The organism is Dietzia natronolimnaea, from assembly GCF_002289575.1.
GTDB classification, from domain to species: domain Bacteria; phylum Actinomycetota; class Actinomycetes; order Mycobacteriales; family Mycobacteriaceae; genus Dietzia; species Dietzia natronolimnaea_A.
This window is the reverse complement of the sequence record NZ_NTGA01000004.1, coordinates 23,124-48,267: the sequence shown is the minus strand read 5'-3', so window position 1 is coordinate 48,267 and position 25,144 is coordinate 23,124. Positions and strand designations below refer to the sequence as shown.

The 25,144-nt window shown below is 70.7% G+C and carries 20 protein-coding genes; 8 read left to right on the top strand and 12 right to left on the bottom strand.

The features are described from left to right. Positions 1-32: 32 nt before the first annotated feature. Positions 33-872 carry an acyl-[acyl-carrier-protein] thioesterase gene (locus CEY15_RS01800; protein WP_245847104.1) on the bottom strand — a complete coding sequence of 280 codons (840 nt, stop codon included), beginning with the start codon at positions 870-872 and terminating at the stop codon, positions 33-35. A gap of 140 nt (positions 873-1,012) precedes the next feature. On the opposite strand from CEY15_RS01800, the gene CEY15_RS01795 reads away from it, so the two are divergent. Continuing rightward, entirely contained in the window at positions 1,013-2,578 is a 1,566-nt protein-coding gene (locus CEY15_RS01795; protein WP_095717181.1) for an FMN-binding glutamate synthase family protein, read from the top strand. A gap of 139 nt (positions 2,579-2,717) precedes the next feature. On the opposite strand, the gene CEY15_RS01790 is transcribed toward CEY15_RS01795, so the two are convergent. The 3 genes from CEY15_RS01790 to exaC all read right to left on the bottom strand — a co-directional run bounded on the left by CEY15_RS01790 (position 2,718) and on the right by exaC (position 5,466). Beyond that, positions 2,718-3,347, bottom strand: a complete 630-nt coding sequence (locus tag CEY15_RS01790) for an HD domain-containing protein (RefSeq protein WP_017837534.1) — start codon at positions 3,345-3,347, stop codon at positions 2,718-2,720. Between the two features lie 77 nt (positions 3,348-3,424). Then, on the bottom strand, positions 3,425-3,910 hold the full coding sequence (locus CEY15_RS01785) for a DUF779 domain-containing protein (RefSeq protein ID WP_017837535.1): 486 nt from the start codon (positions 3,908-3,910) through the stop codon (positions 3,425-3,427). Positions 3,911-3,942: 32 nt separating this feature from the next. Beyond that, positions 3,943-5,466, bottom strand: coding sequence for an acetaldehyde dehydrogenase ExaC (gene exaC, locus CEY15_RS01780; RefSeq protein WP_017837536.1), 1,524 nt, complete (start codon positions 5,464-5,466; stop codon positions 3,943-3,945). A gap of 214 nt (positions 5,467-5,680) precedes the next feature. On the opposite strand from exaC, the gene mftM reads away from it, so the two are divergent. Next, positions 5,681-6,514, top strand: coding sequence for a mycofactocin oligosaccharide methyltransferase MftM (gene mftM, locus CEY15_RS01775; protein WP_141244202.1), 834 nt, complete (start codon positions 5,681-5,683; stop codon positions 6,512-6,514). A 193-nt stretch (positions 6,515-6,707) separates the two neighbouring features. Here mftM and CEY15_RS01770 read toward each other — a convergent pair whose 3' ends face one another. The 7 genes from CEY15_RS01770 to CEY15_RS01740 all read right to left on the bottom strand — a co-directional run bounded on the left by CEY15_RS01770 (position 6,708) and on the right by CEY15_RS01740 (position 15,334). Next, on the bottom strand, positions 6,708-7,379 hold the full coding sequence (locus CEY15_RS01770) for a MadR family response regulator transcription factor (protein WP_095717028.1): 672 nt from the start codon (positions 7,377-7,379) through the stop codon (positions 6,708-6,710). Positions 7,380-7,390: 11 nt separating this feature from the next. After that, complete coding sequence (locus tag CEY15_RS01765) at positions 7,391-8,767, bottom strand: GAF domain-containing sensor histidine kinase (protein ID WP_095717027.1); 1,377 nt, start codon at positions 8,765-8,767, stop codon at positions 7,391-7,393. Beyond that, complete coding sequence (locus tag CEY15_RS01760) at positions 8,764-9,939, bottom strand: iron-containing alcohol dehydrogenase (RefSeq protein ID WP_245847101.1); 1,176 nt, start codon at positions 9,937-9,939, stop codon at positions 8,764-8,766. Before CEY15_RS01760 ends, CEY15_RS01765 begins: the two co-directional genes overlap by 4 nt. A gap of 25 nt (positions 9,940-9,964) precedes the next feature. After that, on the bottom strand, positions 9,965-11,509 hold the full coding sequence (locus CEY15_RS01755; RefSeq protein WP_095717025.1) for a VWA domain-containing protein: 1,545 nt from the start codon (positions 11,507-11,509) through the stop codon (positions 9,965-9,967). Continuing rightward, positions 11,506-12,615: a MadB family AAA-type ATPase gene (locus CEY15_RS01750; protein WP_095717024.1), complete on the bottom strand. Its 1,110-nt coding sequence runs from the start codon at positions 12,613-12,615 to the stop codon at positions 11,506-11,508. The genes CEY15_RS01755 and CEY15_RS01750 overlap by 4 nt, the downstream gene beginning before the upstream one ends. Before the next feature lie 26 nt (positions 12,616-12,641). After that, positions 12,642-13,913: an NDMA-dependent methanol dehydrogenase gene (gene mdo / locus CEY15_RS01745; RefSeq protein ID WP_095717023.1), complete on the bottom strand. Its 1,272-nt coding sequence runs from the start codon at positions 13,911-13,913 to the stop codon at positions 12,642-12,644. Positions 13,914-14,122: 209 nt separating this feature from the next. Then, positions 14,123-15,334 carry a GAF domain-containing protein gene (locus tag CEY15_RS01740; RefSeq protein ID WP_017837544.1) on the bottom strand — a complete coding sequence of 404 codons (1,212 nt, stop codon included), beginning with the start codon at positions 15,332-15,334 and terminating at the stop codon, positions 14,123-14,125. A 150-nt stretch (positions 15,335-15,484) separates the two neighbouring features. On the opposite strand from CEY15_RS01740, the gene CEY15_RS01735 reads away from it, so the two are divergent. The 6 genes from CEY15_RS01735 to CEY15_RS01710 all read left to right on the top strand — a co-directional run bounded on the left by CEY15_RS01735 (position 15,485) and on the right by CEY15_RS01710 (position 23,472). Beyond that, positions 15,485-17,275 carry an AMP-dependent synthetase/ligase gene (locus CEY15_RS01735; RefSeq protein WP_095717022.1) on the top strand — a complete coding sequence of 597 codons (1,791 nt, stop codon included), beginning with the start codon at positions 15,485-15,487 and terminating at the stop codon, positions 17,273-17,275. A gap of 155 nt (positions 17,276-17,430) precedes the next feature. Next, positions 17,431-18,366, top strand: a complete 936-nt coding sequence (cysK, locus tag CEY15_RS01730) for a cysteine synthase A (RefSeq protein WP_095717021.1) — start codon at positions 17,431-17,433, stop codon at positions 18,364-18,366. Then, positions 18,366-18,989 carry a serine O-acetyltransferase EpsC gene (gene epsC, locus CEY15_RS01725; RefSeq protein ID WP_017837547.1) on the top strand — a complete coding sequence of 208 codons (624 nt, stop codon included), beginning with the start codon at positions 18,366-18,368 and terminating at the stop codon, positions 18,987-18,989. The genes cysK and epsC overlap by 1 nt, the downstream gene beginning before the upstream one ends. 130 nt (positions 18,990-19,119) lie before the next feature. After that, a complete protein-coding gene (locus tag CEY15_RS01720) occupies positions 19,120-20,184 on the top strand; it encodes a zinc-dependent alcohol dehydrogenase family protein (protein WP_428844179.1) in 1,065 nt (354 codons plus the stop codon). Positions 20,185-20,210: 26 nt separating this feature from the next. Further along, positions 20,211-21,032 carry a formate dehydrogenase accessory sulfurtransferase FdhD gene (gene fdhD / locus CEY15_RS01715; protein ID WP_095717019.1) on the top strand — a complete coding sequence of 274 codons (822 nt, stop codon included), beginning with the start codon at positions 20,211-20,213 and terminating at the stop codon, positions 21,030-21,032. Positions 21,033-21,123: 91 nt separating this feature from the next. Further along, positions 21,124-23,472, top strand: a complete 2,349-nt coding sequence (locus tag CEY15_RS01710; RefSeq protein ID WP_095717018.1) for an FdhF/YdeP family oxidoreductase — start codon at positions 21,124-21,126, stop codon at positions 23,470-23,472. A gap of 61 nt (positions 23,473-23,533) precedes the next feature. Here CEY15_RS01710 and CEY15_RS01705 read toward each other — a convergent pair whose 3' ends face one another. After that, the gene (locus CEY15_RS01705) at positions 23,534-25,096 is read right to left on the bottom strand and encodes an MFS transporter (protein ID WP_095717017.1); all 1,563 of its coding nucleotides are present in this window, start codon (positions 25,094-25,096) and stop codon (positions 23,534-23,536) included. Between the last annotated feature and the right edge of the window lie 48 nt (positions 25,097-25,144).

The window sequence follows — 25,144 nt, the reverse complement described above, 5'->3', positions numbered from 1 at the left end:
GTCACCGGCCACCCTGCCGACGACTCCGCCCCCTATTGTCGGGCGTCCGGCCGTCCCGTCACGGTCACGGCCGCTGCGACGCGGTCCTCGACGAGCATCCACATCCGTAACCGGTCCCCGGACCGGATGCGCCGGATCGTCATCACGGCCCCCGGCACCACGGGCCGCGAATACTCGATCACGATGCGGTGGCGTCCCCGCAGCAGGTCCTGGTGATCCAGGAGTTCGTCCTCCACCGCGTCGAGGTAGGCGGCGTTGTTGAGGTGCTGGAGCAGATCGAAATCGGTGCTGCGCAGTACGTGGGGTCGGTCCACCGGCAGATCCCGTCCCGGGGCCTCGGTGGGCAGGGGCTCGGTCATGGCGGCCCACCGCAGCCGGTGGTCCTGGGTGGAGGCGGAGAGGGTGGCAAAGCCCTCGTTGCTGATGCGGGCGGGCACGCCCTCGGCGTTGACGTTGATCCAGAACGCCTCGGTCTCCACCAGCCCGTCGGGTCGCGTGCCGGCGTCATCGGGGCCGGCCTGCGGGTCCGCCGTCAGGCGCACCCGCATGTTCGCCCACCGCGTGGAGAGTCCCGAACACCAGCGGTGGAGGTGAACGGTGGCCGGCCAGGTGATCGGTTCGATCACGTCGATGACGGTCCGCCGCACGATCCAGTACGGGTCGGTCCGCGCGTGCCCGGTGAACTCGAGATCGTCGCCCGCCACGTCCTGCAGGTACCGGGCGATACTGTCCAGTCTCAGCCTGCGCCGTGGGTCGACGTCGCCTGTCCGCACCGTGCGGGAGGTGGAGAACCCCGACTCGGCCGAGGGTGGCGGGGGAAGCGGACCCAGGCCGTCGTCCTGTTCCGGGTCGTCCTGTTTCGCGTGGTTCATCGGTGTGGTCCTCTCGCCCAGGGTCCCGGTGTCCGCGACCGGTGCGGCCACTGTAGGCGCCCCGCCGCGGGGAGTCGGGCACGGGCGCAGGGGGCGACTGATGGTCCATGATGGGGACACCGACAGAACCGGAGGTCGACATGCGCAAGTGGCTCCTCGGCGCCCCCGTCGCGGCCCTGGCCGCCGTCGCGGCCTCGGACCTGCGACAGACCAGGTACCCGATCCTCCGGACGTTCCCCGTGCTCGGGCACGCCCGGATGGCCCTGAGTTCCATCGGGCCCGAACTGCGCCAGTACATCGTGGCGGGCAACGACGAGGAGCGCCCGTTCACCCGTGATCAACGCGCCTGGATCCAGGAGTCGGCGGAGGGGCGGGCCACGACGTTCGGGTTCGGCACGGACAACAACATCGAGTTCCTCTCCGGATACCCGATCATCAAGCCGCGCACGTTCGCCGGGGTCACGGTGTCCGCCCACGCGCACTCCGCCGAGCAACTCCAACTCCCGCCGGCCAAGATCCTCGGCGCCGCCCGCGGCCGGGCCCGCGCATTCCGACCCGAGTCCCTGGTGTCGGTCTCCGGGATGAGCTACGGCGCTCTGTCGGCTCCGGCCGTCGAGGCCCTCAACCGCGGGGCCGCCCTCGCGGGAGCTCTGCAGAACACGGGCGAGGGTGGGCTGAGCCCCTACCATCAGAAGGGCGGTGACCTGGTCTTCCAGATCGGCACCGCCTACTTCGGGGTCCGCGACGCCGACGGCCGTCTCGACCTCGACGCGCTGGTCGCCCTCACCGAGAAGCACCCAATCAGGGCGATCGAGATCAAACTCAGCCAGGGTGCCAAACCCGGGCTCGGCGGCCTGCTGCCCGCCGCCAAGGTCACCGCGGAGATCGGGCGGATCCGCGGGGTCCCCACCGACCGCGAATGTGCGAGCCCCTCCCGACACACCGCCTTCCACGACGTCGACTCCATGCTCGACCTGGTCGAGGAGATCGCCGAGCGCACCGGCCTTCCGGTGGGCATCAAGTCCGCCGTCGGCGAACTGGAGTTCTGGGAGCAGCTGGCCTCCGCGATGGTGTCCCGGGAGCGCGGTGTCGACTTCGTCACCATCGACGGCGGCGAGGGCGGTACCGGAGCCGCTCCCCTCGTCTTCACCGACGCCGTGTCACTCCCGTTCCGGCTAGGCTTCTCCCGCGTGTACCGGGTCTTCGCGGAGGCCGGGCTCACGGACGACGTGGTGTTCGTGGGCTCGGGCAAGCTGGGGATCCCCGAGAACGCGGTGGTCGCGTTCGCCCTCGGCGTGGACATCATCGCCGTCGGTCGCGAGGCCATGCTCTCCATCGGCTGCATCCAGGCCCAGAAGTGCCACACCGACCGCTGCCCCACCGGCGTGGCCACACAGAACCCGTGGCTGGCCCGCGGAGTGGACCCGACGGACAAGGCTGTGCGGTGTGCGTCCTACCTCCGGTCGTTGCGACGCGACCTCGTCAAGGTCTCCGGCGCCGTCGGCGTGCCCCACCCGTCACTGATCGGGCCCGAGGACGTGGAGCTGGCCGACGGCACCCGGGAGTCGACGACCCTCGCGGAGATCTACGGATACCGGCCGGGATGGGGCCTGCCCGGGCCCGCGGACATCCGGCGCATCACCGATCTCATGTCCGCCAGCGGTGCTGCCGAGCACACCGCCGCCTACACGCCCCCGGGGCTCTGACCCACCCCTCCCGACCCTTCCGCCATCGAAAAGAGCGTTCCGCGCAGATCTACTCGACCGATGTGTGCGGAACGCTCTTCCCGACGGCCGCAGGCGGGGCCCAGCCACCACGCCGACGGACGCGGGCGGGGCCCAGCGACTAGGCCGATACGCCGGCCCTGAGGAGCCCGAGTTCGCGGTTGAGGTTGGCGTGCGCCTGCTTCTCCCAGAGGTCGCGGCCGGCCCGCGTGAGGAAGACCGACTTCCGCTCCAGCAGTGCCTCCAGGGAGGCGATCCGCCCGGCCACGAACCGCTCGCCCGGCACGTGCGCGAATTCGTGGCGGACGTCCTGCGAGTAGGTGTCGTACGTCTCCGGGTCGGCCCCGAGGACCGCGAGATCGGCATCGGAGAGGACCGCGCCGTTGAGGTCCCCGGCCTCGACCCGGTGCCCGCCCATGAGCCGCACGAGGCGCGACACCTCGTCGACGGGGGCGGCCGGGTCGAGCGCCTTCTCGGTGAACGCCGCCGACTTGTCGTTGTTCTCCGACTCCGTGGGGTCGAACACAGCGGTGTGGAACCAGGCGGCCAGCCGGACGGCGGTCCCGTCGAACGCCTCGCCGTCCGACTCCAGGGCGTCGACGGCACGCAGCACCGCGCGCAGGTGCGTCTCGTTGTGGTAGCGACGCCGCGGTTCGTTCCACCGCTCGAGCAGATCCGAGCGCAGCCCGGGCGTGAGGAACTCGACCTCGGCGTCGAGGGGATCAACGGGTGCCGGACGGTCGGTATCCATGACCCGATGTTACCGCCGGACCCCGTCTCATCTGCGCGAATCACCAACCGCGACACCGGGACCGGCCCCACCACACCTCAGTCCTCGAAATCCGCCCCCGTGCGCGGCGGGAACCCCGCCAACGCCTCCTGCTCGGCCGCGTCGAACGTCCGGGCCCGGGACAGGAACCGCCTCCCGGTCGGATTCTCGAGGCTGAAGCCCGAACCCCGGCCCGGGATCGCGTCCAACACCAGCTGCGTGTGCTTCCAGGTCTCGAACTGGGAGCCCGAGATCCACACGCGCACCCGGGCCTCACCGAGGTCGAGCTCCCCCACCAGCACGTCGCGCTGGCCCACCCGGAACTCCCCGTCCGGGTAGCACATGGGCGCCGACCCGTCGCAGCACCCGCCCGACTGGTGGAACATCACCGGGCCGTGCCGGCCGACGAGCTCACGGATGAGCTCGGCGGCCGGCTCGGTGACCACGACGCGCGCCGGGAGACCGGGCGGCGCCCCCTCCGGCGGGAGGGCCCGCGCCGCGATGGGCACGCTCCCGCCCGAGGGGAGTCCGCAGACATCGTCCATGGCCGGTCCCTCCTCCTGTAACCCGCCGCGACTCAGAAGAAGCCCTGGGGCTTGCCCGAGTAGCTCACCAGCAGGCACTTGGTCTGCTGGTAGTGGTCGAGCATCATCCGATGGTTCTCGCGTCCGATGCCGGACTGCTTGTATCCGCCGAAGGCGGCGTGCGCCGGGTACTGGTGGTAGGTGTTGGTCCACACCCGGCCGGCCTGGATGGTGCGCCCGGCCCGGTAGGCGGTGGTGCCGTTGCGCGACCACACGCCGGCGCCCAGGCCGTAGAGCGTGTCGTTGGCGATCATCATGGCGTCGTCGAAGTCCGTGAACGAGCTCAGGCTGAGCACCGGCCCGAAGATCTCCTCCTGGAACAGACGCATCTTGTTGTGGCCGCGGAAGACGGTCGGCTGCACGTAGAAGCCGCCCGCGAGGTCGCCCTCGAGCTCCGCGCGCCCGCCGCCGGTGAGGACGTCGGCGCCCTCCTGCTTGCCGATGTCGATGTAGGACAGGATCTTCTCCAACTGGTCGTTGGAGGCCTGCGCGCCGAGCATCGTGTCGGTGTCCAGCGGATTGCCCTGCGTGATCTTGTTGGTGCGCTCGATCGCGAGCTCGCTGAACTCGTCGAAGACCGACCTCTGCACGAGCGCGCGTGAGGGGCACGTGCACACCTCGCCCTGGTTGAGGCCGAACATCGCGAAGCCCTCGAGCGCGGCCTGCCGGAAGTCGTCGTCGGCGTCCATGACGTCCTCGAAGAAGATGTTGGGACTCTTGCCGCCCAACTCGAGGGTCACCGGGATGAGGTTCTCCGAGGCGTACTGCATGATCAGGCGCCCGGTGGTGGTCTCACCGGTGAAGGCGACCTTCCGGATCCGGGGGTTGGAGGCCAGCGGCTTGCCGGCCTCGGTGCCGAAGCCGTTGACCACGTTCACGACGCCGGGCGGGAGCAGGTCGCCGATCACGGACATGAGGAACAGGATCGACGCCGGGGTCTGCTCGGCGGGCTTGAGCACCACGCAGTTGCCCGCGGCCAGGGCCGGCGCGAGCTTCCACACGGCCATGAGGACCGGGAAGTTCCAGGGGATGATCTGGCCGACCACGCCGAGAGGCTCGTGGAAGTGGTACGCCACGGTATCCTCGTCGATCTGCGAGATCCCGCCCTCCTGGGCGCGGATACAGCCGGCGAAGTAGCGGAAGTGATCGATAGCCAGCGGGATGTCGGCGGCCAGGCACTCGCGGATCGGCTTGCCGTTGTCCCACGACTCCGCCAGGGCGAGGGCCTGGAGGTTCTCCTCCATCCGGTCGGCGATCCGGAGCAGGACCAGCGACCGCTCTGCGGCGGAGGTGGCGTTCCAGCCGGGGGCGGCGGCCCACGCGGCGTCGAGGGCTGCCTCGATGTCCTCGGACGTGCCGCGGCCGACTTCGCAGAAGACCTGGCCGGTGATCGGGGTGACGTTCTCGAAGTACTCGCCCTTGACGGGAGCCACCCACTCGCCGCCGATGAAATGGTCGTAGCGGTCCTGGTAGGTCATCACCGAACCATCGGCGCCGGGCTGTGCGAAAACGGGCATCGTGCCCCTCCTTCTCCTCCGCGCGACCCCCGTGGTCGACGCTGTGATGTAGGACACTATGCGCGCCGGGGTTGCAGCAACGTTGCACGAGGTTCGGATCCGGCCGCGCCCGGGTCCGCACTGCCCGTCCGGGCAGGTCCGCACCCGTTCGACCTGCCGGAATCCACAGTTTCCCCTCGCTGCGGGCCCCCCGGTGGCCCTAGCGTCGGCCCCCATGCAGACCACAGCCACACCCCCGGGGCTCCGGGAGATCTCGGCGGTCCGGGGCGGACCGGGCCGACGGTTCGGGGCGTTCACCGTGCTCGCGGACGACCGTCGGGTGCGGATCGGGCACGATCTCGACGACGACGAGGTGAGCGAGGCACTGATCCCGACCATGTCCCGCGATCTGCTCGCCACCGGGGTCCTGCACACCGTCGACGAGTTCCACCGGGCGGTGACCGCGCTCGTGACCTGCCGCGACGGGAGCTGGGACGAGTGCTGGTCCGCCTACTACCAGTCGTCGATCTCGGCGCTGTCCCGTGGCGACTGCCCGTTCTCCCCGGTCCATGACCGGGCGGTGGCGGAGATGTCCGGCGACTCCGCGGTGGAGATCGGGTGCTGCTTCGGATTCCTGTCCCTCCGCCTCGCCCGGGAGGGCGTGAGGACCGTCGCGGTGGATCTCGACCCGTCCGTCCTCGGGCTCCTCCGGTCCTGCGCGCCGGCCGACGGACCGCTGCCCTCCCCGGTCTGCCTCGACGCACGGACGACCCCGCTGGCCGCGGGTACAGCGGACACCGTCTACCTGGTCCACGTCCTCGAGCACCTGGGCGACCGCGAGGGGTGGGACATGGTCCGCGAGGCGCTTCGCCTGGCGCGGCGACGCGTGGTGATCGCCGTGCCCTTCGAGCCCGTCGCCGTGAGGCAATACGGTCATGTCCGGACCTTCGACATCCCCACGCTGGCCGCGCTCGCCGACCGGATCGTGTCGCTCTGTCGCAGCTGGTCCCCCGGGGTGCGGACGCGGGTCGACGAGCACCACGGCGGATGGCTCGTGGTCGACAAGTGACCCGCCCCGTCACTCCATCGCCAAGAGCGTTCCGCACACGTTTGCCGAGAAGAGGGTGCGCGGAACGCTCTTCTCGTTGGGCCGTCCGGCCGGTGGAGGCCACTCGGGCGGGGCGGCGGGCACGGTGGAGGCTGCGGGCTCGGGCGGGGCGGCGGGCGGGCGGGCTCGGGCAGGACGGGCGGGTGCGGGGCGGTCAGAGCAGGCCCTGCCGACTGGCCACGTACACCGCCTCGGCGCGCCGTGAGACCTTGAGCTTGCGGAGGATGTTGCTGATGTGGAACTTGGCGGTGGTGGCCGAGATGAACAGCGTCTGACCGATCTCCTTGTTGGACATCCCCTCCGCCAGCAGCGTGAGGACCTCGATCTCCCGGGCCGACAGGGCCTCGGACGCCGAATCGACCCCTCTGAGCGCGTCCACGACCATGGAGGCGGTCCGCGCGTCGAAGGCGCTCTCCCCCGCGGACACCGACCGGACGGCGGTCACCAGTTCGGTGACGTCCACGTTCTTGACCACGTATCCCCGCGCCCCCGCCCGGACCGCCCGCACGACGATCGCCTTGTCGAGGAAGGTCGTGAGCACCAGCGGGGCGACCTCGGGGAACAGGTCGCGGACCGCCGCGCAGAGGCGCAACCCGTCCAGTTCGGACCCGCTGCCCAGCTTGAGGTCGATCACCGCGACGTCCGGGCGGGTCGAGTTGATGACCCCGAGGGCCGCGTCCGCGGTCGACGCCTCACCGACCACCTCGAGATCGGGCTCCCGCTCGAGCATCAACCGCAGGCCCTCGCGGAGGACCGCGTGGTCGTCCACCAACACGGTGCGGATCGTGCCCGGCGGGGTCGTCGGGCCGGTCGCCGGCGGGGGCATCGGGCCGGGACTCACCGGACCGACCCCCGGACCGCTGTGTCGAGGCCCCCGACACCGGGCGCCACCACGGTGATCGCCACCCCGCCCGCGTCGGACCCCGAGATGCGCAACACCCCTCCCACCATCTCCGCCCTCTCCCTCATGTTCACCAGACCGTGGCGCTCTTCCGGGGACCCGGTCCGCACGGCCTCGAGCAGGCCCCGCAGATCCTGCGGTCGCCCCACGCCGTCGTCCTCCACGGTGAGCGCCACGGCCTCGTCACCGAAGTCGAGGGTGACCACCACGCCGCTGCCCCGCGAGTGCCGCGCGGCGTTCGAGAGCGCCTCGCCGGCGATCCGGAGGAGCTCGTGCTCGATCCCGGGGGTCGTCGGCACCTCGTCGCCGAGGACCCGGACCTCGGAGGACATGGTCGACGGGACGTGGAGGCGGCACAGGTCCTCGATCAGCCGGCTCAGCCGGCCGTCCCCGTCGTCGATCGTGCGCAGGGCGTAGATCACGGATCGCAACTGGTCGACGGCCTGGTCGGTCAGGTGTACCGCCTTCTCGAGCAGGGGCCGCTGCCGGTCGGCGTCTCCCACCGCGTCGAGTCCGAGTTGGAGGTGCATCCCCGCGCCGAGGACGAGCTGGGACACGCTGTCGTGGAGTTCCCGGGCCATCCGGGACCGTTCCACGTCGAGGATCCGCTGGCGGTGCGCGGCGTCGAGCTCGCGGTGGGCGATCTCGAGCTCGGAGTTCCGCCGGGAGAGCTCCACCACGTGCCCCCGGGCCTCCTCGTACGCCTCCTCCGCCCGGGCGAGGAGCATCTCCTTGTCGCGGAACAGCACGGAGTTGTGCAGTGCGACCGCCGCCTGCGCGGCGAGGATCCGCAGGACCACGGTGTCGATGTCGTCGGCCTGCCTGCCCGGGTGACGCCACGACGCCAACCCTCCGATCACCCCGCCGTGCAGGATCAGCGGAACGGTGACCGCCTCCGGCCCACCGGCGTCCGCGACCTCGGCGGACCGGCCGCCGCGGAGGACCGCCAGGAGGACGTTGACCACATCCTTGGGCAAACCCTCCGGCACGGGCGCCAGGTCCCGTCCCTCGAACGCGACGAACCGGCCCTCGGGGTCCACGATGACGTGCCGGGGTTCGACTGACGGTAACTGACCGTCCCGCAGGGCCACCAGCGCCCACTCGGCGTCGAGTTGGTCGTAGGCGACCTTGAGGACGGACAGCATCAGCTCCTCGGGCCCCTCGGCGGTCCGCACCAGCGCCCCCGAGACGCGATCGAGCGCGTGCATGGAGCGGCGCAACCTGGACTCCGCCGCGCGGTACTGGTCGAAGAAGCTCCTCTTGACCGACCGGAGGCCCAGGAGCGAGTCCAGGTCCGTCGGCCCCTCGGTCATGACGCCTCCCGGTACAACCGTTCGACGTCCTCGAGGGTGACGGGACGCGGATTGGTGGCCATGCACAGATCGCGCAGGGCGTGAGCGGCCAGGGTGGGAATGTCCTCGCCCCGGACCCCCAGGTGAGTGAGCCCGGTCGGGATCCCGACGGACTCCGCGAGGTCCCGGAAGCGGTCCGCCACCCGGTCCGTCACCTGACCGGCGCGCGACCCCACGGCGACGCCGGCGGCGCGGGCCAGATCCGCCATGCGGTCCGGGTCCATCACCGCCCCGTTGTGCCGGACCACATGCGACAGCAGGATCCCGTTGATCTGGCCGTGGGACGCGTCGTACCGACCGCCCACCGGATGGCTCATCGCGTGGACCGCCCCCAGGACAGCGTTGCTGAAGGCCATCCCGGCCTCGAGCGAGGCGAGCGCCATGCTCTCCAACCGGTCGCGACCGTGCCCTCCCCCGTTGCTCCCACCTAGCCCGAACCGGTCGAGCGACCGTGCGCACAGTTCGACGGACCGGAGTGCGTGGGAGTCGGTCAACGGCCCCGCTGCGCGCGAGAAGTAGGCCTCCACCCCGTGCGAGAGCACGTCGACCGCGGTGGCCGCGCGCACGTCCTCGGGGACGGTGGCGTGCGTGCCCGGGTCGATGACCGTGACGTCCGGCACCAGCGAACGGCTCACGATGGTCACCTTGGTCAGGCGGTCCGAGTCGTTGACCACGCAGAACTGGGACACATCGGCGCCGCTGCCGGCCGTCGTCGGCACCGCCACCACCGGGGGCAGCGGCAACCGGACCCGGTCGACACCCTCGTACTCGAGGACGTGCCCGCCGTTGGACACCACCAGCGCGACCCCCTTGGCGGCGTCGATCACCGACCCGCCCCCCACCGCCACGATCACATCGCACCCCGAGGAGTGGTAGGTCTGCGCACCCTCGAGGATCTGTGAGGCGCGCGGGTTCGGTCGAACGTCGGACCACACGACCGGCTCGGCACCCCGCGACGTCAGTTCGTCCACGACGGTCCCCGGCCACGGGGTGAGTTCGAGCCACGGATCGGTGACGACGAGGGGGCGACGGGCCCCCAGCCCCATGGCGGCGGTCGCGGCCTCGGGCAGGGCTCCGAAACCGAAGAGGATCTCCGGCGCGTGGAACTTGGCCACCCGGCCTTCCGCGGACATGACCTCACGATAGGCCCGGGCCATGTCAGGCGAGCGAGCTTCCCAGCAGACCTGCCCGTTCGGACAGTTCCGCGGGATCGCGCGCGGTCACCACCCCGTCCAGGTACCGGGCGTACCCGCTCAGCCCACAGCTCGGCCGGTTCCAGTACCTCCGGGCCTCCGGGGTGATCCACGCCATCCGGTGGGCCCGCCTGCTGATCCGCCCCACCAGGTCCTCCCGCGGATCGAGGCCGTTGCTCCGTCCGTCACCGACCACGAGGACGGAGGTCCGGGCGTCGATCAGGTCCCCGTGGCGGTCGAGGAGTTCGGCGAACACCCGTCCGTAGTCACTGCTCGCCTCCAGATCCAGACCGGGCGCGGCCAGCACGGTCGCCAGCGCCTCCGCGCCCGACGAGGACAGGAGGTGGTCGGTGACGTCGACGGGTCGGTCGACAAAGGCGACGACGGAGCATCGGTTGACCTTCTGATGCAGGCTCTGGGCCAGTCGCAGCACGAATCCGGTGACGGGTCGGACCGAGAGCGAGACATCGACGAGGATCAGCAGCTTGAGCGGTCCGGGCACGCGGGTGCGGTTCATGAGGGTGAACGCCTCGCCGTCCGTGGCCCAGGCCCGGCGCAGCGTGGAGCGCGAGTCCAGCAACCCGCGCGCGAACGGTCGCGAACGCCGGCGGGGCGCTCCCCGGATCCGGCGCATCACCTCGTGTGACGCGCGCTCGAGGTCACCGTCATCGGTTCCCTCCGCGCGTCCGCGATCCTCGTCGTCGTCACCACCCCCACCGGGTCCACCGTCGGTGACGTCGTCCGGGAGGCTCCTGAGGAACTCCACGACCGCGTCGACGAACATCCCCACCTGGTCGCCCGGCGGTGGCCCGCCGTCCCCACCGCTCCCCGCATACACCTGGCGGGCGTCGTAATCATCGAGGGTCCGCAGGACATCGAGCGCGTCCCCCCAGTCCAACGACTCACCGCCGGACACCGAGAGCGCGGAGGACCCCATCTCCCCCACCCGTTCCGACGACGCGCGGTCCACCTCGATCTCGTAGGTGACCGACGACCGCCACTGCTGCGCGCCCTGTTCGACGGCGAACTCCTCCTCTCCCGTCGCGGTCGAGAAGTCGGAGTCGTCGTAGTGGATGTCCTCGTCACGACGGGCCGTGTCGTCGCCCTCGACCAGGTCACCGATCTCGGCCGGGTCCAGGTCCGACGGGGTGAACGGCGACGCCCCCTCAGAATCCAGTTCCAGCTCGTCGGGCAGCGCCCCCGCCTGCGGATCCTCGCCTCGGGCGCCCGCGGTGACCTCGGTCCGGGCCGCGGGCACACCGAGGAAGAAGCGGTCGAACACCGCGTCGAAGACCCGGTTCTCCCGCTGGTACTTGACCGTCACCGCACGGAGCGCCGGCCGCAGCACCTCGGGCCGCGAGGCCCCCAGCAGCGCGAGGACCGTCCGCACCTCCACCACCTCGGCCGGGGACACGGCCACCCCGCGTTCCCTGAGGAGACGCCCGAACGCCACGGAGACGATGTCGAGGACCTCCGGGGGCGAGACGCAGGGCCCCGTCCCGGCAGTCATCGTCGTCCGATCCCACGCCCGACCGCGCTGCGGGCCCGGCCGGCCCCGAACGCGGCGGAGGTCGACGCCCCGGTCGCGTCGGCGGCCGCCCGCATGCCCCCGCGTCCGCCGGTCGACTCCTGCGCCGCCTCGACCCCACCGCCGGGCACGCCATCGATCGCGTCGCCGGGCACCCCGCTGAGCATCTCGCGCGCGGCGTCGTCGTCGGACCGGTACTTCAGGAGCGAGGCGGCCAGCACCCAACCGAGCTCCGGACTGTCCGGTTCCCACACGGACGCGGCCCGCGCCGCGTCCACCACCTCGGAGATCGACGGGGCCTTGCGCAGGGGCATCTCGCGCAGTCGGCGCGCCTTCTCCACCACCTCGGCCGCCACCGGTTCCGGTACCTCCGGCGCGCGGGACCGGACGATCTCCGTCTCCCTCGCGGCGTCCGGGAAGTCCACGTGGAAGTGCAGGCACCGACGCTTGAGGGCGCTGGACAGCTCCCGCGTGTCATTGGAGGTGAGCACCACCCAGGGAGTCGTTCGCGCGCGATAGGTCCCGAGCTCGGGGATCGTCACCTGCTTCTCCGCGAGCACCTCCAGCAGCATCGCCTCGAGCGACTCCTCGGTGCGGTCGATCTCGTCGATGAGCAGGACGACCGGGTCTTCTGAGGTGATGGCCTCGAGCAGCGGCCTGGTCACCAGGAAGTCCTCGCCGTGGATCCCCACCTCCATCTCCGCCAGCGCGGCCGAGGCGGCGGCGAGGTCCTCGTGCACCTGCAGTTCGGCCGTGATCCGGTCCCGGAGCATCTGGACGTGCAGCAGCTGCTTGGCGTAGTCCCACTCGTACAGCGCCCGGGCGTCGTCCAGGCCCTCGTAGCACTGCAGCCGGACCAACCGACGCCCGAACGCGGTCGCGAGCGACTTGGCCAGCTCGGTCTTCCCCACGCCGGCCGGGCCCTCCAACAGCAGCGGCCTGTCGAGGACCGTCGCTAGGTGCACGACGGTCGCCAACTCCCGGTCGACGATGTACCCCGTCGCCCGGAGCGCCTCCTGCAGGAGGTCGACGTCGATCACCGCGTCAGCGGGTCCCGCCTCGTCGGGGCGGTCTGCGATGACATCCATGGTCGGGCCCCTTCCGTGCTCGCCGATCAGTACGAGCCGGTCATGGCGTGCTCGACCATGGGGATGAGGGACTCGACCGTGGACTCGCGCGGGTTGCCCGGGGTGCACGCGTCACCCATCATGTGCTCGGCGATCCTGCGGACGTTCTCCGCGGAGGTGTCGATCCTGTCGCCCTTGCCCTTGTACTTGCCCGTGTCCATCTGGTTCTTCTCGTACAGCCCGGGCGTGATCTGGCTGAAGTTGTCCGGGATGCCGACGTCCTTGGACAACCGGATGGCGGCCTCCACCGCGGCGTCGGCCGCCTGGACGGTCGTCATGTTGCGGGTATCCACGCCCATCTGCGGGGCGAGTTCGGCATATCGCCGGTAGCGGGACGGCAGGTTGTACTCCCACACCCGGGGCAGGGCGATCGCGTTGTTCAGACCGTGGTGCGTGTCGTAGTACGCGCTGATCGCGTGGGACATCGAGTGGATCATGCCCAGTCCGCCCGAGTTGAACGCCTGGGTGGCGATGTACTGCGCGTTCATCATCCCCGTGCGTGCCTCGAGGTTGCGGGGGTCGTACACGGCCGTGGTGAGGTTGTCCGCCACGAGCTTGGTCGCGTACAACGCGTTGCCCAGCGAGGGGGCGAAGTCGAGTCGGGACACGTACGGCTCCGAACAGTGCGCGAGGACGTCGAAGCCGCAGTACGCGGTGAAGTGCTGGGGGCAGGAGTAGTAGAGGAGCGGGTCGTCCATCGCCAGCGAGACCAGGCTGGCGTCGTCGAACGCGACCCACTTGTGCGGGTGGTCCATGTCCGAGGTGTCGGTGATGACGTACGCCCACGAGGTCTCCGCACCGGTTCCTGCGGTGGTGGACACGGCGATGTGCGGCGGGTTCTCGAAGTTGGTGGACTTGGAGAAGCCCTGGAACTCGTTGATGTCGCGGCCGTCGTGGGCGATCACCACGCGGGCGCCCTTGGCGGCGTCGTGGCTGGAACCCCCGCCCACCGAGATGATGCCGTCGCACTTCTCCGAGTTGTAGAGCGCGGCGGCGTCCATGACGTTGTAGTCCTTGGGGTTGGACTCGACCTTGTCGAAGACCACGACGTCGAGGCCCTGGTACTCGATCTTGCCCTTGAGCTCCTCGACGATCCCCGATCCGCGCAGTCCGGTGGTCATGATGAGGACGCGGGTCATCCCCAGCTTCTTGGCCTCCACGCCCAGGATGTCGTGCGCCCCCACCCCCAGCAGTGCCTTGGGGAGCGGGTGGAACTCCTTGATCGGCATGTCCCAGATCTGATTCAGTTCGATCGCCATCGTGCGCCTCCTGCTCGAGCGATCCCCACCATCGGCGGGGCGGTGTGTGTGACACCGATCACTCTCGCCCCGAGACCGCCCCCTCCGGAACAGCTATCGGCACGTTCTGCCCACCCGGCACGCCACGGACGGTCCGGTCGGCCCCGCCTCACCTACCCGGGTGGACAGGTAGGCCCCGAATCGACACCGGCGGCAGCCCGCCGGGCCCCTCACGCCCCGAAGCGCTGGTCGAGGACACGGCACCGCGCCTCCGCCGCCGCCACCGTGGAGGCGTCCGCGTAGCGCGATCGCGCCAGGCCCCGCCACGCGGCGAGGTCCTCGCGACCGGCGCCGGCGACCCAGGCGCGGAGGACGGGGAGCCGATCCGCGGACAGGACCGCCGCGCGCACCATCGAGTGGATCTCCAGTCGCAGGTCGGCCACGCCGGGAGCGTCCGATGACGGCAGGAGCGGTCCCGGATACGCGGCGACCGCCCTCATGACGTCCCCGCACCCGAGCGCGTCCGTGACGTCACGGACGTCGGTGGCGAGCGCGCCCGGCGCCAGGCGGTAGGGCCTCGACCCCACCACATCCGTCCCGAGCACCCGCCGCAACCGGGAGACCTCGGCACGGACGCTGACCTCGTCCAGGCGGTCGTCGGCGAGCAGCTCCGCGAGCGCGCCACCGGTCAGCCCCTCCGGATGGGCGTCGAGCAGCACGCAGATCTCGGCGTGCCTGCCGGTCAGGACGCGACCGTCGATCCCGGGGACGTCCCCGTCGAGGACCCCCGCCCCCGGACCGAGGACCCGCAGCCGCAACCGCCCGCCGTCGGACCGGTCGGCAGCGGTCGGGCGGGGCACGACGAGACCGGCGGCGGTGCGCAGCTCCCCCTCCGCGAGCATGACCGTCGCCCGGATCAGCGCGAGCATCTGGTCCGAGGCGGCGCTGCTCGGACCGGTCACATCGATGAGCCCTATCAGCTCACCCGAGCCGGGGTCGTGCACGGGAGCCGCCGCACAACTCCACTCGTGCGCCATCTCGAGGTAGTGCTCGGATCCACGGACCCGCACCGCCGTGTCGTGCCTGAGCGCGAGGCCCGGCGCGTTGGCCCCGACCGCCTCGTCCGTCCAGACGGCCCCGGGGATGAACGCCATCGACTCGGCTCGTGACCTGACCCCCCGGTCGCCGATCACCCGCAGCAGCCGCCCGCGCTCGTCCGCGACGGCGACGATGTGTCCGCTCGACACGACGCCCGGGACGAGGACGGACTCGACCACCGGCAGCACCGACGCCATCCGGTGTTGCGCCACGTGACGAGAGAGGTCCGGCCCCTCCAGCTCGACCGACGGCGCGACCACCGTGGGGTCGATACCCCGATCCCTGCTGCGCTCCCACGACTCGGCCACCAGCAGGCTCGCCGCGGGTCCCGTGCCCCCGAACATGCCTCCAGTGTAACCCGTATCACACTATCGGCGATTTCGAACCTGATGGCCCCCTCATAAACGGATCCAAATAGACCGTGCTGGAGACGGGCGGCGACGAACCCTCTACACTTGCCAGTGATACAGGCCACACATGACCTAAGGATCGCAATGACGACCGAGTTCGCCACCCCTCCCGCCACCAAGTCCTTCCCCGTCGAGAACCTCGGCCGGCTCGTGTTCAAGAACGCGGAGGAGGCCCCGAACGACGTCGCGGTACTGCGACTCGTCGGAACCGACTGGACAGAGGTCACCTGCGCCCAGTACCTGCAGGAGGTCAAGGGGGTCGCCAAGGGCCTGATCGCCCGGGGCGTCCAGCCCGGTGACCGCCTGGCCATCATGAGCCACACCCGCTACGAGTGGTCGCTCATCGCCTGGGCCGCGTGGGCGGTCGGCGCCGTCACCGTCCCGATCTACGAGACCTCCTCGTCGGCCCAGTGCGACTGGATCCTCACCGACTCCGGCGCCACCTTCGCCGTGGTCGAGGATCTCGAACTCCGCGAGGTGATGACGTCCGGCACCGAGTGGAGCGGCGACATCATGGTCATCGAGAACGACCTGGTCGCACAGCTCACCGCCTCGGGAGCGGACATCACCGACGAGCAGGTCGAGCAGGCCTCGCTGGCGATGGGCCACGAGGACCGGTGCGCCATCATCTACACCTCGGGCACGACGGGCAACCCCAAGGGCTGCGAGATCCTGCACGGCGGGTTCGGTGGCGTCGTGGTGGCCGTCGAGCAGCAGCTCCAGGACGCGTTCGTCCCCAACAGCCGCACCCTCATCTTCTTGCCGCTGGCCCACGTCCTGGCCCGCATCCTCGAGGTGGCCTGCTTCTACAAGCGCGTCGCCGTGGCCCACGAGCCCGACACCACCAAGGTCGTCGAGCGACTCGCGGAGGTCCATCCGACCTTCCTCGTGTCGGTCCCGCGCGTGCTCGAGAAGGTCTACAACTCCGCGGCGGGCAAGGCGGAGGCCGCCGGCGGCGCCAAGGCCAAGATCTTCAAAGCCGCGGTGCAGACCGCGATCGACTACTCCACGGCCATCGAGGGCGGCGGGAAGCCGTCCACGGGCCTGGCGCTCAAGCAGAAGCTGTTCTCCAAGCTCGTCTACTCGAAGCTGCACGAGGCCCTGGGCGGCGAGTGCAACCGCATCATCTCCGGTGGCGGCCCCCTGGGCGCCCGTCTGGGCCACTTCTACCGCGGCGCCGGCTTCGACCTCCTCGAGGGCTACGGCCTCACCGAGTCCTCGGGCGTGCTGACCGTCAACCCGATCGGCCAGGCGAAGATCGGCACCGTGGGTCGGCCGATCCCGGGCGTGACCATCCGGATCGCCGAGGACGGCGAGATCCTGGCCAAGGCCAAGACCTTGTTCAACGGCTACTGGCAGAACCCGAAGGCCAACGAGGACTCCTGGACCGGCGAGTGGTACCACACCGGCGACATCGGCCAACTCGACTCGGACGGCTACCTGTCGATCACCGGCCGCAAGAAGGACCTCATCGTCACCGCCGGTGGCAAGAACGTCTCACCGTCCCAGATGGAGGACCTGCTCTCGGCCGACCCGCTGATCAGCCAGGCCGTGGTGGTGGGCGACAACCGCAACTACATCGCCGCGCTGGTCACCATCGATCAGGAGACCTTCCCGGCGTGGCGGGACAAGCACGGCAAGACCGGCGAGGTGGAGGACCTGCTCCAGGACGGTGACCTGGTCGGCACGATCCAGGACGCCGTGGACCAGGCCAACAAGTCCGTCTCCCGTGCCGAGTCGATCCGCAAGTTCAAGATCCTCGCGGCGGAGTTCTCGGTGGAGAGCGGCGAGCTCACCCCGACGCTCAAGCTCAAGCGGAACGTGGTGCACGACCGCTTCGGCAGCGAGATCGAGGCGCTCTACTCCGGCAACTGACGCCCCGAGCCGGCGCCCGGATCCCACCGCGGGGTCCGGGCGCCGCGGCATTTCCGGGGCCGCGCGAATTCACCCGGGCCCCGTCCGGACGATCGCGGGATCACGTACACTTGCCGATAGACAGATCGGTTCATTCTGCAGAACGGAACTCACCAATGGCGAAGATCTATTCCGACATCACCGAGACCATCGGCCACACGCCCCTGGTCCGCCTCAACTCCCTGACCGACGGCCTGGGCGCCACCGTGTTGGCCAAGCTGGAATCCGCCAACCCGGCCGCCAGCGTCAAGGACCGCATCGGCGCCGCGATCATCGACGACGCGGTCGCCTCCGGCGCCCTCAAGCCCGGTGGCACCATCGTCGAGGGCACCTCCGGCAACACCGGTATCGCGCTGTCCATGGTCGCGTCCGCGCGCGGGTTCAAGGCCGTCCTGGTCATGCCCGACACCATGTCGGTCGAGCGCCGCGCCGTCATGCGCGCCTACGGGGCCGAGCTCATCCTCACCCCGGGCTCCGAGGGCATGAAGGGCGCGGTGGCCAAGGCCGAGGAGATCGCCAACACCCGCGAGAACGCCGTCCTCGCCCGGCAGTTCGCCAACCCGGCCAACCCGGACGTCCACCGTCGGACGAGTGGTCCCGAGGTCTGGGAGGACACCGACGGAGCGGTCGACATCTTCGTGGCCGGCATCGGGACCGGCGGCACCATCACCGGCGCCGGCGGCTACCTCCGCGAGCAGAAGTCGGACATCCAGATCGTGGCCGTCGAGCCCAAGGACTCCCCGCTGCTCACCGAGGGCAAGGCCGGACCGCACAAGATCCAGGGCCTCGGCGCCAACTTCGTCCCCGAGATCCTCAACCGCGAGATCTACGACGAGGTCATCGACGTGACCCTCGACGACTCGCTGCGGATCGCCAAGCGCCTGGGCAGCGAGGAGGGCATCCTCGCGGGCATCTCCTCCGGCGCGAACGTGTGGGCCGCGCTCGAGCTGGCCAAGCGCCCCGAGAATGCCGGCAAGACCATCGTCGTGATCGTGTGCGACTACGGCGAGCGCTACGTGTCCACCATGCTGTTCGAGGACTACCGCGACTGATGACCGACCCGACTCCGTCGTCCGCGGACGCGCCCGCGGCGGGCTTCCTGCGCACCCTGCGCGAGGATCTCGCCGCGGCGCGCGCCCACGACCCGGCGGCCCGGGGCGATGTCGAGAACGCGATCGTCTACTCCGGCCTGCACGCGATCTGGTCCCACCGGCTCTCCCACCGCCTGTGGGTGGCCGGCGGGGCCGGACGGTTCGCGGCCCGCGTCCTGAGCCAGTTCACCCGGTTCCTCACGGGGATCGAGATCCACCCCGGGGCCACCATCGGTCGACGGTTCTTCATCGACCACGGCATGGGCGTGGTCATCGGAGAGACCGCGGAGATCGGTGACGACTGCATGTTGTACCACGGGGTCACCCTGGGGGGCGTCTCGCTCAAGCACGTCAAGCGCCATCCCACCCTGGGAGACCGCGTGACCGTCGGCGCCGGGGCCAAGATCCTGGGCCCAGTCGAGATCGGCTCCGACTCCTCGGTCGGCGCCAACGCCGTCGTGGTCAAGGACGCCCCGGCCAACTCGATCGTCGTGGGCATCCCGGGCGTCGCCAAGCCCGCCAAGGAGTCGAAGGAGACGCTGCGCGACGCGCAGTTCTACATCGACCCCGCCATCTACATCTGATCCACGTGACTACGGCCACCCCGACGACGCTCCTGATCGCGTTCGCGGGGTGGCCCGAGTCGTCTGGCGAGGGTTAGGATCGCCGTCATCGCGCCGCGGGATCGAGGTGATCGTGACCATGACGACGACGATGCGAGCCTGGGTGGTCCGCGAACCCGGCCCCCTGGCGGAGTCGCCGCTGGACTTCGTCGACACGCCCGTGCCCGAGCCCGGGGCGGGAGAGGTCTTGCTCCGCGTCCTGACGTGCGGGGTCTGCCGCACCGATCTCCACGTCGCCACCGGTGACCTCCCCGCCCGCCGACCGCGCGTGGTCCCGGGACACGAGATCGTCGGCGAGGTCATCGGATCGGGGCCGGGGTGCGGTCGGTTCGTCACCGGTGACCGGGTGGGGGTGCCCTGGCTGCGGGGCACCTGCGGGAGGTGTGGTGCCTGCCGGTCAGGACGCGAGAACCTGTGCGCCCGGTCCCGCTACACCGGATGGGACGCCGACGGTGGTTACGCGGAGTTCACCACCGTTCCCGAGGCCTTCGCCTACGCCCTGCCCGAGGGGATCGACGACGTCTCGGCCGCACCGCTGCTGTGTGCGGGCATCATCGGCTACCGCGCGCTCAAGCGGGCGGCGCTGCCGCCGGGCGGCAGGCTGGGCATCTACGGCTTCGGCGGTTCGGCCCATCTCACCGCGCAGCTCGCGCTCGCGCAGGGGGCCGAGGTCCACGTGCTCACCCGGGGCGAGGGCGCGCGCCGGTTGGCGCTGGAGCTCGGCGCGGCCTCGGCCGGTGGCGCCGGCGAGCGCCCCCCGCTCCCGCTCGACGCCGCGATCCTCTTCGCCCCTGCGGGTGAGCTCGTGCCCGTGGCCCTGGCGGCGCTCGCCCCCGGCGCGACCCTGGCCGTGGCCGGCATCCATCTCTCCGACATCCCCCGGCTCGACTACCAGCAGCATCTGTTCCACGAGCGCGCGGTGACCAGCGTGGAGAGCAACACCCGCTCCGACGGCGAGGAGTTCCTCGCCCTGGCCGAGCGTCTCGCCCTGCACCCAACCACCCACGAGTACCGGCTCGACGAGGCCGGCCACGCCCTCGCCTACCTGGACGCGGGGGACGTCCGCGGCGCAGGCGTCCTGCGCGTGGCCCACCGGTCCACCGAACAGCGCGACCGCCGGCCTGCCGGGCCTCCGGCTGACCGCGGCGGCGGCTGAACCCGGTACCCGCTAGCCTCTGCACCATGGGACGACGGACGAGTCGTCACCCGGCGCGCAGGATCATCGCCGACGGTGACGCCAGAGGAGAGGTGGCGACCCTCGCGGTGGAGGAGCCGCTGGAGATCCGGCTCGGCGGGCGCCCCTACGTGGTCACCATGCGCACCCCGGGCGACGACATGGACCTGGCCGCCGGGTACCTCGTGTCGGAGGGAGCGATCTGGCACCGCGATCACCTCCCGGAGATCTGCTACTGCACCACGGTGAGCGGCCGCACCGAGCAGGACTACAACACCCTCACCGTGACCCTGTCCCCCGATGTCCCGGAGCCCCGGTCCGTCCGCGCGACCACCATGACCAGCTCCTGCGGGGTGTGCGGGGTCGACTCGGTCGCGGACGTGCGCACGGCGACCCACTTCCCCGCCGGGCCGGCCACCCCCCTGGTCGGAGCCGAGATCCTGCTCTCCCTGCCCGACCGACTCCGCGAGGGCCAGGTCGTCTTCGGCCGCACCGGCGGGGTCCACGCAGCGGCGCTGTTCTCCCCGGACGGCGAGTTGCTCTGCCTGCGCGAGGACGTGGGCCGGCACAACGCGGTCGACAAGGTGGTGGGCTGGGCTCTGCGCGAGGGCCGACTCCCGCTGCGGGAGACGATCCTCCAGGTCTCCGGGCGTGCCTCGTTCGAGCTCGTGCAGAAGACGTCCATGGCGGGGATACCGGTGATCTCCGCGGTCAGCGCCCCCTCGTCGTTGGCCGTGGACCTTGCCGCGGAGACCGGGGTGACGCTGGTCGGGTTCAGCCGGGGTGACCGCGCGACCGTCTACACCCATCCGGAGCGCATCGGGGTCTGAGAGGCCTGAGAGACCTACGCGTACCCACCGGGGCCACCCCTGCACCGGAGCCACGGCTGCGCCGTGATGTGTTCGGGCGCACAATAGGCCCATGAGCCTGATCCCCCACATCCGTCGGTCCGCGCCCACTGCCGACATCGATGAGACCCGGATCCGGATCGGCGAACCCGAGACCAGTGCGGCGGGCCTCAAGGCCGTCTCGGTGGCGCTCGAGCGGGGGATATCGCAGGCCGGCGTGTCCCGCACCGCCCGTGCGATGGCCCGCCTCAACCACCGCGGTGGCACCGACTGCCCCGGGTGCGCCTGGCCCGAGTCCATCACCGGGCCACGCAAACCGGCGGAGTTCTGCGAGAACGGCGCCAAGGCCGTGGCTGAGGAGTCCACCACCCGGACCGTGACCCCCGAGTGGTGGGCCGCCCACCCCATCCGCGAGCTGCGCGACAAGACCGAGTACTGGCTGGGTAATCAGGGCCGGATCACCGAGCCGCTCGTGCTCAGGCCCGGCGACGAGCACTACTCACCAATCTCCTGGCGGGACGCGTTCGCACTCATGGCAGAGCACGTGAACGCCACGTCACCGGGCCGCTGCGTGTTCTACACCTCCGGCCGCACCGCCAACGAGACCGCGTTCATGTACCAGCTGCTCGCGCGGTCGATCGGCACCAACAACCTGCCCGACTGCTCCAACATGTGCCACGAGTCCTCCGGGTCGGCCATGACGCCCACGATCGGCATCGGCAAGGGGACGGTCTCGCTGGAGGACTTCGATCACGCGGACGTCATCCTCGTCGTCGGACAGAATCCCGGCACCAACCACCCACGGATGCTCTCCGCCCTCACCGACGCCCGGCGGCGCGGCGCCCGCGTGGTGGCGGTCAACCCGCTGCCCGAGGCCGGACTGCTCGGGTTCGCCGACCCCCAGTCCCCCACGGGGATCGCCAAGAGCCTGGTCGAGGGGGGCGGTGAGACGGTGGCGGACGATTTCCTGCAGATCAAGGTGGGTGGCGACCTCGCGCTGTTCCAGGCGGTGGGCCATCTACTCCTGCGGGCCGAGGAGGCGGCGCCCGGGACAGTCGTGGACCGGGAGTTCGTGGACACGTGCACCGAGGGGTTCAGCGCCTACGCCGCCGCGCGTGCCGACCTGGACTGGGACACCACCGAGCGGGCCACCGGGCTGCGCCGCGACCAGATCGAACGCCTGGCGACCCTGCTGGTGCACTCGCGGGGGACGATCATCTGCTGGGCGCTGGGACTCACCCAGCAGCCCCACTCGGTCGACACTCTGCGCGAGATCGTCAACCTCCTGCTGCTGCAGGGGAACTTCGGCAAACGCGGGGCCGGCGCCTGCCCCGTCCGCGGGCACTCGAACGTGCAGGGCGACCGGACCATGGGGATCTGGGAGAAGCCGGGCGCGGTGTTGTTGGACGCGCTCGACGACGAGTTCGGCATCGACTCGCCGCGTGAGCACGGATACGACTCGACGGAGACGCTCGAGGCGTTCGAGCGCGGCGACGTGGACGTGTTCGTCTCCATGGGCGGCAACTTCGCCAAGGCGTGCTCGGACACCGACGTGCTCGAGACGGGGATGCAGCGCACCGGGTTGACCGTGCACGTGTCGACCAAACCCAACCGGTCCCATGTGGTCCACGGTCAGACGTCGCTCATCCTCCCGACGCTCGGGCGCACGGACCGCGACGACCGTCATCCGGGGGGCGCGCAGTTCGTCTCGGTGGAGGACTCGATGTCGGTCATCCGCTCGTCCCAGGGACGGCTGGAACCGGTGTCGGACCAGCTGCTCAGCGAACCGCAGATCGTCGCGGGCATGGCGGAGGCGATCCTCGGCCACGACCACCCGGTGGGGTGGCGCGCGATGGCGGAGGACTACGACGTGATCCGCGACCACATCGCACGAGTGATCCCCGGGTTCTCGGACTACAACCGGCGGGTGCGACAGAAGTCCGGTTTCGTGCTGCCCAATCCGCCGCGCGACACCCGGTCCTTCGCCACCCCGTCCGGGCGAGCCCACTTCACGGTGTCGCCACTGGAGTGGTTGGAGGCGCCGGCCGGGCATCTGGTCCTGCAGACCATGCGGTCGCACGACCAGTACAACACCACCTATTACGGACTCGACGACCGCTACCGGGGCATCTCCGAGGGGCGCCGGGTGATCCTCGTGAACCCGGATGACCTACGCGACCTGGGCCTCGCGGACCGCCAGCTGGTCGACGTTGTGAGTGTGTTCACCGGCGCGGACGGTGTGACCAGCGAGCGTCGCGCGGAGGAGTTCCGGCTGGTGTCCTACCCGACGGCCCGCGGCTGCTGCGCGGCCTACTTCCCGGAGGCCAACAACCTGGTCCACCGGCAGAACGTCGCCCGTGAGTCCAACACGCCCGGCTTCAAGGCGGTGACCGTCCGGTTCGAGCCGCGCAGCGAGCGCTAGCGAGCGCAGCGGCGAGCAACCGGCGCGCGGACTCCGTCCGGTTCGAGCCGCGCAGCGAGCGCTAGCGAGCGTAGCGGCGAGCAGCCGCATCGGCGGCCGCCGCATCCCCCGCCCCCGATTCACCCTTCGCGACGTAGCCCCGCCCGGGGGCCACGAACAGCAGCACCACCGCAGCGCCCGCCGCGACCAGACCCAGCGCGAACAGTGCGTCGGAGATCCCGGTCACGAAGACCTCGGCGGCGGCGTCGACTATCCCCTGGAGCGCCGGCCCGGCCACGGCGACGAACTCCACCGCACCGGCGAACGAGCTCTCCACCGCCTGCCGCCCGGGCTCGGGCACGCCGGGCAGGACGTCGACGATCCCGCTGGCGTAGCGACCGGCCAGGATACTGCCGGAGATCGCGATGCCGATGGCGGCGCCCACCTCGCGCATCGCGTCGTTGACGGCGGCGGCGACGCCCTGTTCGTCGACGGAGATGTCGGAGACGATCGCCGAGGTCGCCGGTGCCGTCGAGAGTCCCAGACCCACGCCCGCCGCGAGCATCGGCCACATGATGTCCCAGTATGTGGAGTCGACGCCCAGCCGCGAGAGCAGGATCATCCCGGCCGCGATCGCGCCGACGCCCACCACGGAGACGACCCGCAGCCCGACCACGGCGGTGATGCGGGGCGATACCAGCGAGAACACCAGAACCGGCAGCGCCATCGGCGCCAACGCCAGGGAGGCGGCGATCGGGTCGTACCCCTTGACCAACTGCAGGTACTGCACGATCAGCAGGAAGAACCCGAAGATCGTCAGGAACTGCATCCCGACGGAGATGGAACCCGCGGCGAAGCCCCGCCGGCGGAAGTACCGCACGTCGAGGAGGGGGTCGGTGGCCGGCAGTTCGACCAGGACGAAGGCCAGCAGGCTGGCCGCGGCCACGATGAGGGTGACGACGACGAGGGGGTCGGAGAAACTCGTGTGCGCACCCTCGATGAGCCCAAAGACGACTCCACCGACCGCCAGCGCCGAGAACACGGACCCCAGCACGTCCGGCCGACCGTGCCGGGAGGCCACGGATTCACCGATCGTGAGGGCGGCCAGGAGCACCAGCAGACCGATGCCGGAGTAGACCACGAAGATCGCTTTCCACGACCACACCTCCAGCATGACCCCCGAGCTGAGCAGGCCGACGATCCCGCCGATGCCTGCGAACCCGGCCCACATCCCCACTGCGGAGCCGCGACGTTCGGGCGGGAAACTGGCGGTGAGCAGGGAGAGCGTGGAGGGCATGACGAACGCCGCGCCCACTCCGGCCACCGCCCGCAGGATGATCACCCAGAGCGGCGAGTCCAGCCAGATGGGCAGGGCCGAGGACACGGTGAACAGGGCCAGCCCCACGATGAGGGTGGCCCGACGGCCGAAGCGGTCCCCCAGGGCTCCCGCGGTGAGCACGAGCGCGGCGAGGGCCAACGTGTAGGAGTCGACGATCCAGGTGAGCTGGGCCTGGGTCGCCCCGGTGGCCACGGCGATGTCCGGTAGGGACGTGTACAACGCGGACATCGTGGCGACGACCAGCGACACCGCCACGATGTTGACGAACAGCAGCCAGCGGCGCCGTCCGGTGGTCGGTTCCAGCACGTGGGCTCCCAGGGGTCAGGGTCGGCAGGGGTCACGGTCGGACGGTCT